The organism is Corynebacterium tuberculostearicum (assembly GCF_022347235.1).
GTDB lineage: Bacteria > Actinomycetota > Actinomycetes > Mycobacteriales > Mycobacteriaceae > Corynebacterium > Corynebacterium tuberculostearicum_F.
Map to the genome: position 1 here is coordinate 1 of NZ_JAKRDX010000022.1, position 12,125 is coordinate 12,125.

Below are 12,125 nucleotides of genomic sequence, written 5' to 3' on the forward strand. Positions count from 1 at the left end.
AACAACCAGGAGATCGCCGCGTGAATACCCTCACCCCTTATCCCCGAGATGGCCCCTAAACCACCGCCATGAAACTAACCCCAGATTCGAAAACAGATACACCACTACCCAGGACTTGACCGAGCCGACGACGGTGTCTGAGTTCATGACATATTTGACAGTCTGTGCCTGAGGGAACCGTCGTGATGCTTGACAGGTGGGCCGCGACATATTTGACGCTTAGGGCTACCTTACCGTGTCGGGTGATGCTTGACTGGTGAGTCGGGACATGTTTGACACTATGAACAGTCCTAACCGCAATATGGCCATTGTCAAAGCCCTACGCCATCAAGGCCGCAATCCAGTGGCGTCGAAATAAAGTGCGGTCATTCAGGGCCTAAGGCACCTTCTAGAGCCCAAGAGGGAAAGGGCTCCGCCCGTCAGGCGTAGGTGTTCTTACGGCGTCTTGGTACTGCTGCTTGGAACAGTTTGTCCTGGCAGTTCGCGCCCGATCGAAGAAACCGGCACCCCAGAACAAAAAGCAACTGGAATGCCGGTTTGTCAACGATGTCCCGACTCATCTGTCAAACATGTCGCGACTCATGACATGGAGCCGACGACGGGAATCGAACCCGCGCTAGCAGCTTGGGAAGCTGCAGTTCTACCATTAAACTACGTCGGCACTGCGCGCTTGCACGCTCCGGCCTACTATACACCGGGGCCTTCGGCATGAGTAGAATTGGGGCCGTGCTTCTTTCAGATCGTGATATCCGTGCCGCCATTGACACCGAAGAATTGGGCATCGAGCCCTTCGACAGTGAACTTATCCAGCCCTCGTCCGTGGACGTGCGCCTAGATAAGTATTTCCGAGTCTTCAATAACTCGCGGTACACGCATATTGACCCCAAAGAGGAAATGCCGGATCTCACCACCTTGGTGGAAGTAGAAGAAGATCAGTCCTTCATCCTGCACCCAGGCGAGTTCGTGCTGGGTGCCACGCTGGAAAAATTCACCTTGCCGGCAGACTTGGCCGGTCGCTTGGAGGGCAAGTCTTCCCTCGGCCGCCTGGGATTGTTGACCCACTCCACCGCGGGCTTTATTGATCCAGGTTTTTCCGGCCACATCACGCTCGAGCTTTCTAATACCGCCAACCTGCCCATCGCCCTGTGGCCGGGCATGAAGGTGGGTCAGCTGGCTATCTTCAAGATGACTTCACCAGCGGAAAGCCCATATGGCACCGGCTCGCTGGGCTCGAAGTACCAGGGGCAGCGCGGCCCGACGCCATCGAAGTCTTACCTGAATTTTCGATAGGCTTAAACCGGCATTCACATAGAGCCTCTAATATGGGGCTTTATGCGTATGACTGTAATCGGCACCGGATACTTGGGTGCAACCCATGCTGCCTGCATGGCCGAGCTCGGCCATGAAGTACTAGGCGTGGACGTAGATGACAATAAAATTTCCGCTCTTAAATCGGGCAAGGTTCCGTTCTTTGAACCGGGCCTGCCGGAGGTTCTCGAGCGCAATATCGAGGCCGGCCGCCTCGACTTCAGCACGGACTATGAAGAAGCAGCTGCGTTCGGCAACCTGCACTTTTTGGGCGTAGGTACCCCGCAGCGCCGCGGTTCCTATGCGGCGGATATGACCTACGTGAAAGCCGTCATTACGGACCTGGTGCCCAAGCTCAAGGGTGATCACATCATCTTTGGTAAGTCCACCGTTCCGGTAGGCACGGCCGCGGAGCTCCAGGAGCTGGCCAATGAGCTTGCCCCAGAAGGCACCACCGTGGAAATCGCCTGGAACCCGGAGTTCCTGCGTGAGGGCTACGCCGTTAAGGACACCATCACCCCAGACCGCATCGTTCTCGGTGTGCGCGAGGGCGAAAGCCGTGCCGAAGAGGTAGCGCGCGAGGTTTATGCTCAGCCGCTATCGCAGGACACCCCATTCATCGTGACGGATTGGCAGACCGCCGAGCTGGTCAAGGTCTCCGCTAATGCGTTCCTGGCCACCAAGATTTCCTTTATCAACGCCGTTTCTGAGATCTGCGAGATTGCAGGCGCGGACGTTACCGCTCTTGCCGACGCCATTGGGCTCGACGAGCGCATCGGCCGCAAGTTCCTTGGCGCTGGCCTCGGCTTTGGCGGCGGTTGCCTGCCCAAGGACATCCGCGCCTTCATGGCCCGCGCTGGCGAGCTTGGCGCCGACCAGGCGCTGACCTTCCTGCGTGAGGTGGACGCTATCAATATGCGCCGCCGCGACCGTGTGGTGGACCTGGCCAAGGAAGCCTTCAATGGCTCCCTGCTTGGCCACCGCGTGACTGTGTTGGGCTGTGCGTTTAAGCCGAATTCCGATGACGTGCGCGATTCGCCCGCCCTTGCCGTAGCCGGTTCCCTGTCGCTGGCTGGCGCGGCGGTAACCGTCTATGACCCAGAAGGCATGGACAACGCCAAGAAGGTATTCCCAACCTTGGATTACGCCGCGGACACTGACGATGCCCTGCGCGAGGCTGAACTGGTGATTTTGGCTACCGAGTGGAAGCAGTTCAAAGAATTGGATCCGCAGCAGGCGGGCCAGCTTGTGGACAATAAGCACATTATCGATGGCCGCAATGTGCTGCCTGTCGCAGACTGGCAGCAGGCGGGCTGGAAGGTCGAGGCCTTGGGGCGCACCCTCTAGGTCCTCTACTTCTGAGATACAAAGGCTGAGCAGCGTGATTATTGCGCTGCTCAGCCTTCTGCATAAGGGCCCTAAGATTGTGCGCGCTGTGGCACTGTGAAAGCTGCAATGGCTGTAGTGATGGGAACCGCGAGGGTCAATGCCATCGCACCTACTCCGGAACGCAGCAGCTCCGTTGCGACGAGATCGCTGCTTAAAATCTGGCCTGCGGGGCGCTCCGCTGCGGTGATCAACATGAGCAGTGGCAAGGTCGCACCGGTATAGGTCAGAATTAGCGTATAAACCATTGAGGCAATATGGTCGCGGCCCACCTTCATTGCGGAGAGGAAAAGCTGTGAAGGGCGAGCATCAGGGTCCGCTCCGTGGAGTTCGGTAATGGTGGATGCTTGGGCCACGGCGGCGTCGGCAAGGCTGCCCAAGGCACCGACCACAAAACCGCATAAGAGCACGCCCACGATGGACACGTTGGGCATATAAAGAAGTAGCTTCAGGTTGTCCTCGGAACTATAGCCTTGTAGCTGCGAACTATCGATAGCGGCCCACGCTAACGCTGCTGCAAGAATGAGAGCGATAAGGGAGCCGCCCACCGCCGATGCCGATTTCCAATTCAGTCCATGGACGAGAGGAACGGCGAACAGAATGATGGCGGAACAGGCAACAAGGGCGGACCAGAGGGGGTTATGGGCGTCGATAAGAGCGGGGACGAGGAACGCAAAGATCACGCCTAGGCTGAGCGTCAAGCCGATAAGGGCGCGCACGCCATGCCAGGCCGCAAAAGCGATAATGACGACGGCCACGATAACTGCCCACAGAGCTAGGCTTCTGGTGCGCTGATAATCAGCAAAAGCATAGGACGCAGCGCCGGAAGGGTCATCTGCTTTGGAAAGAACAATTTTGTCGCCCGGTTTAAGCTGCGGATCGCCGGCATTGCCGTAGGTGACCAATTGGGTCATGCGACCTTCGTCCTCGCCGGAGGTGATATTGACCAGGGCACGGTCGCACTGCACTTCCTCAGTCCCAGGAATAAGTGGCGGTGTATCGAAGGCCTGCCCAGTAAGTTCCGATTGGCAAGCCGAGTGGTCTGTCGTATCGACCGTGCCCTCGACCTGTGGGTGGTTGAGGGCATAGGTTTGCCGAAAATCGGTGGAGGTGTGCTCGGAGGCTGGACTCTGAGGCCACAGCAATGCCATGCCCGCAATGGTGGCAATAAGCGCTGTGACGAGCACGCCGAGCAAAGTTAATCGCCATGGATGCTGAGTTATCGAAGTAGAGAGCCGACCCCATGAACTAGGGGTCGGCTGAGGCTTAGGTGCCGCAGAATGTCTTCCCATGCACTATATTGTTATGGAATATCAATATCATTAGCAACTGGTGGGGGAGAAAGCTACTGCTTATAGCTCACCAGGAAGTTGCCAAGGCGCTCGATGGCGTTTTCGATCTGGGATGCCCACGGCAGCGTGACTACGCGGAAGTGATCCGGGTTCGGCCAGTTGAAGCCGGTTCCCTGCACCATGAGGATCTTTTCCGCCTTCAAAATATCCAGCATGAGTTTGGCATCATCATGGATTTCATACACATTCGGATCCAAGCGCGGGAAGAGGTAGAGCGAGCCCATAGGCTTTACCGCGGAAACGCCGGGAATCTCGTTGAGCTTTTCATAGGCGATATTGCGCTGGCGCAAAAGACGCCCGCCGGTACCGGTGAGCTCGTAGATGGACTGTCGGCCGCCTAGCGCCACTTGGATAGCGTGCTGCGCCGGTACGTTCGGGCACAGGCGCGTTCCGGCCAGAAGCTCCAGTCCCTCGATGAAGCCACGGGCGTGGTGCTTAGGGCCGGTGAGCACCATCCAGCCGGCGCGGTAGCCACACACGCGGTAGGCCTTGGACAAGCCATTAAATGTGATGGTGAGCAGGTCTGGGGCCAGCGAAGCGATGGAGATGTGCTGCGCGCCGTCGTAAAGAATGCGGTCATAGATCTCATCGGCCAAGATGAGCAGGTTATGCTCGCGGGCGATATTGACGATCTTCTGCAAAACTTCGCGGGAGTAGACCGCACCCGTTGGGTTATTCGGGTTGATGACAACAATAGCCTTGGTCTTATCCGTAATTTTGGCTTCGATGTCCTCGATGGATGGATTCCAATCATCGTCCTCATCGCATAGGTAGTGCACTGGGGTGCCGCCTGCCAGGGACGTAGCTGCGGTCCACAGCGGATAATCCGGCGCTGGGATGAGAACCTCATCGCCATTATTGAGCAGCGCCTGGGTGGTCATGCTGATGAGCTCGGAGACGCCATTGCCCAAGAAGACATCGTTGATATCGAAGGGCGGGAAATCCTCCAGTTCGTAGCGGGTAACGATGGATCGACGAGCAGAAATGATTCCCTTGGAGGTGGAATAGCCCTGGGAAGTAGGCAGGGCAGCGATCATATCGCGCATGATGACGTCGGGAGCCTCGAAGCCAAAGACGGCTGGGTTACCGGTGTTGAGTTTCAAGATGGTGTGCCCATCGAGCTCCATGCGTTCCGCTTCCGCAGAGACCTCGCCGCGAATGTCATACGCGACGCCCTTGAGCTTGTCGGACTGGTCAAAGATGCGGTGTTTCGGAGAAGTCATGGGAATATTGTGCCACGATCACAGCCACACAAAACGCTTTAACAGCGGCAATGACTATTTTTTATTCCACTCGCTGAATTTGCGCTTGGCCAGATCCATCGCCTGTCCGGTAATTTCGCCGGCTTGCATGCGGCGATCGGCCCACATCTTTTCTTCGATCATTTTTTGCTGTGCGCGCTCATGCGCCGTGAGCGCGCGAATCTCGCGCAATTGCTCCTTTTCAATTTGGCGCACGGATGGGGCGTGCCACGAGGATGGGCCCACCTTGGCAACGTAGAGCAGAATCCACAGGATAGGGATGAGCGCGGCTGCTGCCGCGCCTCCTAGCAAAAGCCATGGGTTGCTCAAGGTCGCGCTCATCACGATAAGCGTTGGGCTGGCAACGGCAAGCAGCACCGAGCCGGAAAGTGCGGTCGCAAACTTTGGTTTCTTGCCTGCATTATGGGCGCGTGTGACCTCACCGCGGGAATAGACCTTGACCTCGTGGGAACCACGCGCCGGAATGTCTTGAAAGACGGGCACGAGGTCTTGGTGGGTGTGGGCACGCATGACGTCATCCGAGCGATCCTCGAACTCCTCCATGGTTAACCGGCCTTCACCCACGGCGCGGGCGAGGTCATTGATGGCATCGTTGCGCTCGGAATCGGACAGGCGCATCGTCCGATTGATAGGGGAAGAACCAAAGTTATTACTCACGCTTCCCAGTTTAGGAAATTTCCTCCCTGCTAGGGACGTGCTCTTAGCGAACGCTGCCTATAGGTCCTTGGGCTCAGCGGTAGGGTTCGCCTCGTCTTTCTTCTCGGGCTGCTTCTTTCCACCCACCAGGCTGGCGAGGAATGGGAAGAGGGCGACGGTAAGTGCGCCGCCGGAGACAAAGATGGAAGCATTTTCGGGTTCCATAATCTTGGAGTTCACCGCCAAGGTGGTCACCGCCACGATGATCGGCAGACCGGTGGCGGAATACAAGCCCACTTGGAGGCGCTCGCGGATGGTTTCAATATCGGATCCGGTATGCGCTACATTTTCGCGCAGGAAGACCGGCAGACCACGTGTCACCAGAATAAGGGCTGGAATGCCCAGCACCTTCCACGGATTATTGGCGATGGTATCCCAGCTAATGCTCATGCCAGAGACCACGAAGAAAACTGGGATGAGCATGGAATAAAACACCACATCGAGGCGGTGTTCAAGGCGGCGGTGGAATTCATCCGGGATGATGCGGTTCAAAATAATGCCAGCGGCAAAGGCACCGAGCACGATATCGAGTTCAAAGACTGCCGTAACCGCCATGAGGATGGCCAGAATCAGGATGATAAGACGCAAGATCGTCTGGTTGGTGGAGCCCGCACCGGAGATAAAGGCGGTCTTCACCCAAGGGATGGTCGAGGCGATGGCCGCCGGCATAACGGCGACGGCAACGGCGATGATGATGAAGAACAACAAAATGATCATCGTCGTCAGCGTGGAACGAGTACCCAGCAACAGCGCCATTGCGGTAATGGGGGCGACCTCACCAATGGCACCATGAATCATCACCGAATTGCCCACCTTGGTGCCCAGAATGCGGTCCTGTTTCAGCATTGGCGTGAGCGTGCCCAGCGCCGTTGACGTTAGCGCCAAGGCGACGACGATGGCACCGGGGACGTTATCCACCAAGAAGTAGGCGCCCACGCCACAGGCGAGGGCACAGATGATCCAGGTAGATAGTGCCGTGCCGGCTTCTTTGGTTTTGAGGGTAGAGATTTGAATCTCAAAGCCCGCGAGGAGGAACAGCGCGCCCACGCCGAGCTCCTTGAGCATTTCGATGCCTTCATCCTCGGCTGCGAGGTCGAGTACGGAGGGGCCAATTATCATGCCGAAAATCAGCAAGAGGGCCACCGACGGCAGGCGGTAGCCCAACATATAAGAGACCAGCGGCGCGAGTAGCGCCGCGGCCATAATCCAGGCGAAAGAGACGAGGGAATTTGTATTTTCGGTTGCGCCTGCCGCCAGCAGCAGGGCATCGGTGGGGAGTCCCGCATTAAAATGCATGGACTACAGCGTACGCACCAATGCCCCTGCGCGCCTACTCAGATTCAGTCGGCTTGGGCACGCTTTCCGACGCCGACGGTGCCGGAGCTGCCGGTGGTGCTGGCGGCGCAGCCTGCGGGGGCTTCGGAGCAGCTGGCGCCTGTGGTGGTTTCGGCGCCGCTGGGGGCGTCGGTGCTGCGGGCGCTGCGGGTGCGTTTGGCGGTGTTGGAGCGGCTGGTGCCTTTGGTGCAGGTGCTGCCGGGGCGCTCGGTGGGGTAGGCGCGCTTGGTGCTGCGGGAGCGGCTGGAGCCGCTGGTGCTTGGGGAGTCTGCGGTGCAGCTGGCGGGGTCGGTGCCGACGGAGCAGAAGGTGCACTTGGAGCGGGTGCAGCCGGTGCTGCGGGTGCGCTTGGAGCCTTTGGCGCAGGTGCTGCTGGAGCACTCGGAGGAGTAGGGGCGCTTGGCGCTGCGGGAGCAGCTGGTGCCGCGGGTGCACTAGGTGGCGTCGGAGCGGCTGGTGCTGCATGCGGAGTCGGCGTCGACGGAGCAGGTGGTGCACTTGGCGCGGGCGCAGCCGGTGCTACGGGTGCTGCGGGTGCGCTAGGCGGGGTCGGAGCGGCTGGTGCCTTGGGCGCAGGTGTTGCCGGGGCGCTCGGTGGGGTAGGCGCGCTTGGTGCTGCGGGTGCAGCCGGTGCTTGAGGAGCTTGCGGTGCAGCTGGCGGGGTCGGTGCCGACGGAGCAGAAGGTGCACTTGGAGCGGGCGCGGCCGGTGCTGCGGGTGTGCTTGGAGCTGCTGGTGCCGAGGCGGACGGGGCGGGGGCGCTAGGAGCGACGGAAGTGGGAGCGTTGGCAAGCGGGGCTTCGTTGTTGGTGCCCGCGGACTTGTGGTGGCGCACCGGGGTGGCCAGGAACGCCTTGGGGTGGGGCTCAGGGAGGGTGCCGGACTCGTCGAGGGAGATGGAATTGCGCAGCATAACCGCCACGTCATTGACCTTGGTGGTGGGGGTGGAATCCTGCGCCAAGGACTTCACGCCGCCGGTCATCATGACATTGCAGAAGGGGCAGCCAGTAGCGACTTCCTCGGCGCCGGTCTCTAGGGCTTGCTCGGTGCGGAAGTCATTGATGCGAGTGCCGAGCTTTTCCTCCATGAACATGCGGGCGCCGCCGGCGCCACAGCAGAAGGCCTCGTCGCGGTTCTTGTCCATCTCGCGCAGCTCCACGCCGGTGGCCTCGAGCAGCTCGCGCGGAGGATCGAAGACCTTATTGTGGCGGCCGAGGAAGCACGGATCGTGGTAGGTAATGGGCTTGCGGTTTTCCGGCGTGCGTGGCACCGGCTTGAGCAAGCCCTCGCGCACCAGCCGGTTGAGCAGCTGGGTGTGGTGGAAGACGTCGAAATGCCCATCAAAGTCCGGGTACTCATTGCGGATGGTGTTAAAGCAGTGCGGGCAGGTGGTGATGATCTTGCGCTGGCCCTCTGGGACGCCGTCGAAGGCGTTGTTGAGCGTCTCTACGTTTTGCTGCGCCATCATCTGGAAAAGGAACTCGTTGCCGGCGCGGCGGGCAGGGTCACCCGTACAGGTCTCACCCGTGGAGAGCACGCCAAACTTCACGCCTGCGGTATGCAGCAGGTCTACTACGGCACGAGTGGTGCGGCGGCCATCGTCATCATAAGCGCCAGCACAGCCCACCCAGAGCAGGTATTCCATATCGGAGAAATCGGCCTCGTCTTCACCGATGATGGGGACGTCGATGCCATCGGCCCGTGCCTCATCGATCCAGGCGCGGCGCTCAGAGTTATTCCGGCCCCACGGATTGCCCTTGTTTTCCATATTCTTAAACAGGCCGGTGAGCTCGGAAGGGAAGTCCGATTCCGCAAGCACCTTGAAGCGGCGCAGGTCCGCGATGTGGTCGATGTGCTCAATATCGGTTGGGCACTGATCCACGCAGGCACCGCAGTTAGTACAAGACCACAGCACGTCATCATCGATGACGCCGGCCATGGACAGCACGTCTAGGCCCTCGTGCGGGTTGTAGTTATCCAGTGCGCCCTGGCGCAGGTCCATCATGAACTTTTTGGGGCTCAGCGGCTTTTCGGTATTCCACGCCGGGCATAGCTCCTGGCAGCGGCCGCACTCGGTACACGAGGTGGAATCCAGCAGCATCTTCCAGCTACCCGGGGTGATGTCTTCTTCTAAGTCCGGGGTGGGCAGTTCTTGCAATGCCTTTTCACCGGTGGCGTTGCGCTGGAAGAAAATATTGAAAAAGCTGGTGAAGCGGTGCCACATCACGCCCCACTGGAAATTGCGGGAAATGAAGACGATAAACAGCATGCCGGATAGCAGCTTGAATAGCGCGAAAAAGCTCACCAGCGCCGGTGACTCGGGGAAGAGCTTGGCCAAGTGGATGCTCAAGAAATCCGCCCAGGCGGAGCCGCCGCCGTAGGTGGCGATCTTGGTGGATTTCACCAGGATCATGCCGAGTCCCTCAGAAAAGACAATGAACTCTACCCAGCGCGCCGAGGCGGTTTGAGAATTGAAGAAGCGGCTGCCGCGCTCGGTATCGCCAAGCTTGAGGCGCACACTGATGAGGAAGCCGATGCCTAGGACCGTCGCGATGCCCAAGACTTCCTCAACGAAGTGGTAGACCGGCCAGTGGCTGAGCCACGGCCAGCCCTTATTCGGCGCGAAGGTTTGGATATAGGCCTCAAACCACACCAGGATGCCGAAAAGGAAGCCCACCATCACCAGCCAGTGGGCGGCATTGACCAGAGGTTTGCCCTTGAAGTGGGAATGACCAAAGACTTCCGCAATAACGCGCCATAAACGCTTGCCTAGGCTATCGGTGCGCTTGAGCTGGGTGGGTCCGCCGGAGCGGATGAACTTAAAGAGGGCCCATACGCGGGTGAAAAAGTACAGCCACACCGGAATCGATGCGGCTATAGCGATCCAACCGAACACGGTGGTCATGCGTGCTCCTTTAATACTGATGCTCCACGTTGTTATCTACCTTAAAGCCTAGGGGTGGAAATCAGAGAGTCTGCATTCAGTGCGGTATCACGGCGGGGTGGGCTGTACACTGTCAAGATGAGAAACTCGGCCGCCATATTCTGCTAAACGTGCTGTGCACGGCGGCGGAATAATACAGTGTCGGCGTCCGTAATGTGGCCGGGCAAGAAGAAGACCGAGACTGCCGCAGAAAGGGTAAACCGCCATGGGCAAAACCAATATCACCAAGGCCGCGGTGGCCTTGACCGCAGGCCTTGCTGCCTTTGGTGTTACTGGATTCGCCGTGGCGCAGGGCGGCTTGACCGCGAACCTGGCCCTTTCCGGTAGCTTCTTTAAAATCACCATGGGGCACTTGGATGGAGAGGGCTTTTCGCTTTTTGTTGATGATGATCAAAAGGCCGAAGAGCACCTTCCCGTCGCGCGTATCAAACTGGAGCATGCGAAGGTCTCTGATCTCTGCCTTTCCGTGACGGTTCCCAAGGTGCCCGGCGTTGGTGGGGAGGCCACCCTAGCGCTGAAGGCTGAGGGCGAGGGCAGTGTGGAATCCGATAGCCTGCTGGTCGGTGCGACCGACGTGGATGGTTCCTTGGTGATGCAGGATGTCAACGTGGGCATCGATGCGAATCAGCTCAGCGATACCGCCGATCCCGGCGCCTGGGGTCTCTATTCCAAGCAAGTTTCCCTCAAAGCGGATGATGTGAAGGCCACCTCCGTAGGCGCGCAGCGCCTTTCTGCCAAGAATGTGGGAGTGACGGTGAGGAGGGGGTCCGATAATGGCTGCTGAGTCCACCGCGGAAGAAACACAGACCCTCCCGACGGCGGAGGTAACGGGCGAGGAGGAATCTAAGCCCAGCCTGTGGCAGCGCTTCCGCCGCTGGCGCAGTGGTCGGCCCTTCCTTCCCGGGCTATTGCTTATTTTGTCCGGCATCATCATTGCCGCGCCGGCCTATATCACCATCCGCATCTCTGACCTTTTGGTCATGATTTCCACCATCTCTGGCGTCTCTACGCTGCTTATCGGCGTGTTGCTGGCTATGTTCGGCCTTGGCGCTTGGTTCCAGCCGGCAACCTCGACTTATGTCGGTGTGCTGGGCATTATCGTGGCCATTATCGCCTTGCCGACGTCCAATTTGGGCGGCTTCATCATCGGCTCCCTGCTCGGCATCATTGGCGGGGCCTTTACCTTTGCGTGGCAGCCGGGGGAGAAAAAGCGCCGCTCCAAGGAAGCAGCAGAGTAATGACGAGGGCGATGCCGCGGGCGGCGCGTAGCTGCTTGGCCGTATTGGCCTGCGCATTGGTGGTGTACGGCGCGAGCGGTTCCGAACGAGTTAATGCGCAAAATGCCCCGGCGGTTCCGTATTTCAGTACCGTCTTCGCGGATACGGTGACGCTGACGAAGAATGTCACCGTATCCCTGGGTACTTTCCCCACCGCCAGCGGTGATGTGCGGGTCCTGGAGCTGAAGGGCGAAAACCTCGACATCGACAACCTCGCCATTACGCTGCCTGGCCGCTATGGCGATGGCATGTTGACCACGGGCGGGGATACCACCGAGGTACGCGGCGGACCGGTGACCATTATGGCTACCGAGCTTAAGGCCACCCCGGCGGTGGGTAAGGTTTCTGCACCCCGGGCGGAAATCGATTTAAGCCGCGACGATATCAATGCCGTGTTGGACAAGCTCGGTGTTCCAGAGTCGCACCCCGTCCCCGATGCGGAGGTGCCCGACGTAATCATGGACCACATTGAGCTGCGCGATGTCACCCTTGAGCTGGTGAACCTCAAGGGCGCCCACTTCAACGCGCCGACCGTGACGGTAGGGCTGGAGTAGCTCGCCGCCGG

General features: G+C 59.2%; 10 protein-coding genes and 1 tRNA gene. 5 read left to right on the forward strand and 6 right to left on the reverse strand.

The window, feature by feature from the left end:
- Positions 1–587: 587 nt before the first annotated feature.
- A tRNA-Gly gene (locus MHK09_RS10215) sits at positions 588–661 on the reverse strand.
- A 65-nt stretch (positions 662–726) separates the two neighbouring features.
- On the opposite strand from MHK09_RS10215, the gene dcd reads away from it, so the two are divergent.
- Both dcd and MHK09_RS10225 read left to right on the forward strand, forming a co-directional pair.
- Complete coding sequence (gene dcd, locus MHK09_RS10220; RefSeq protein WP_239191762.1) at positions 727–1,290, forward strand: dCTP deaminase; 564 nt, start codon at positions 727–729, stop codon at positions 1,288–1,290.
- Between the two features lie 42 nt (positions 1,291–1,332).
- On the forward strand, positions 1,333–2,655 hold the full coding sequence (locus MHK09_RS10225; protein WP_204610818.1) for a UDP-glucose dehydrogenase family protein: 1,323 nt from the start codon (positions 1,333–1,335) through the stop codon (positions 2,653–2,655).
- Positions 2,656–2,726: 71 nt separating this feature from the next.
- Here MHK09_RS10225 and MHK09_RS10230 read toward each other — a convergent pair whose 3' ends face one another.
- From MHK09_RS10230 to MHK09_RS10250, 5 genes are all read right to left on the reverse strand, one after another.
- Complete coding sequence (locus MHK09_RS10230; RefSeq protein ID WP_005325461.1) at positions 2,727–3,890, reverse strand: YibE/F family protein; 1,164 nt, start codon at positions 3,888–3,890, stop codon at positions 2,727–2,729.
- A gap of 149 nt (positions 3,891–4,039) precedes the next feature.
- On the reverse strand, positions 4,040–5,269 hold the full coding sequence (locus MHK09_RS10235; protein WP_250413481.1) for a pyridoxal phosphate-dependent aminotransferase: 1,230 nt from the start codon (positions 5,267–5,269) through the stop codon (positions 4,040–4,042).
- Between the two features lie 54 nt (positions 5,270–5,323).
- The gene (locus MHK09_RS10240) at positions 5,324–5,965 is read right to left on the reverse strand and encodes a DUF1707 SHOCT-like domain-containing protein (RefSeq protein ID WP_250413482.1); all 642 of its coding nucleotides are present in this window, start codon (positions 5,963–5,965) and stop codon (positions 5,324–5,326) included.
- Positions 5,966–6,022: 57 nt separating this feature from the next.
- Complete coding sequence (locus tag MHK09_RS10245; protein ID WP_250413483.1) at positions 6,023–7,300, reverse strand: cation:proton antiporter; 1,278 nt, start codon at positions 7,298–7,300, stop codon at positions 6,023–6,025.
- 34 nt (positions 7,301–7,334) lie between these two features.
- A complete protein-coding gene (locus MHK09_RS10250) occupies positions 7,335–10,244 on the reverse strand; it encodes a (Fe-S)-binding protein (protein WP_250413484.1) in 2,910 nt (969 codons plus the stop codon).
- Between the two features lie 244 nt (positions 10,245–10,488).
- On the opposite strand from MHK09_RS10250, the gene MHK09_RS10255 reads away from it, so the two are divergent.
- The 3 genes from MHK09_RS10255 to MHK09_RS10265 are packed head-to-tail and all read left to right on the forward strand — an operon-like array spanning position 10,489 to position 12,114.
- Entirely contained in the window at positions 10,489–11,067 is a 579-nt protein-coding gene (locus MHK09_RS10255) for a DUF6230 family protein (protein WP_005325466.1), read from the forward strand.
- A complete protein-coding gene (locus MHK09_RS10260) occupies positions 11,057–11,521 on the forward strand; it encodes a DUF6114 domain-containing protein (protein WP_250413485.1) in 465 nt (154 codons plus the stop codon). The genes MHK09_RS10255 and MHK09_RS10260 overlap by 11 nt, the downstream gene beginning before the upstream one ends.
- Entirely contained in the window at positions 11,521–12,114 is a 594-nt protein-coding gene (locus tag MHK09_RS10265; protein ID WP_250413486.1) for a hypothetical protein, read from the forward strand. Before MHK09_RS10260 ends, MHK09_RS10265 begins: the two co-directional genes overlap by 1 nt.
- The last annotated feature ends 11 nt before the right edge of the window (positions 12,115–12,125 follow it).

Excerpts from the sequence above, each read along its gene's own strand:
- MHK09_RS10225 (WP_204610818.1), top strand. The coding sequence starts at position 1,333 with ATGCGTATGACTGTAATCGGCACCGGATACTTGGGTGCAACCCATGCT.
- MHK09_RS10235 (WP_250413481.1), bottom strand. The coding sequence starts at position 5,269 with ATGACTTCTCCGAAACACCGCATCTTTGACCAGTCCGACAAGCTCAAG.
- MHK09_RS10245 (WP_250413483.1), bottom strand. The coding sequence starts at position 7,300 with ATGCATTTTAATGCGGGACTCCCCACCGATGCCCTGCTGCTGGCGGCA.
- MHK09_RS10250 (WP_250413484.1), bottom strand. The coding sequence starts at position 10,244 with ATGACCACCGTGTTCGGTTGGATCGCTATAGCCGCATCGATTCCGGTG.
- MHK09_RS10255 (WP_005325466.1), top strand. The coding sequence starts at position 10,489 with ATGGGCAAAACCAATATCACCAAGGCCGCGGTGGCCTTGACCGCAGGC.
- MHK09_RS10260 (WP_250413485.1), top strand. The coding sequence starts at position 11,057 with ATGGCTGCTGAGTCCACCGCGGAAGAAACACAGACCCTCCCGACGGCG.
- MHK09_RS10265 (WP_250413486.1), top strand. The coding sequence starts at position 11,521 with ATGACGAGGGCGATGCCGCGGGCGGCGCGTAGCTGCTTGGCCGTATTG.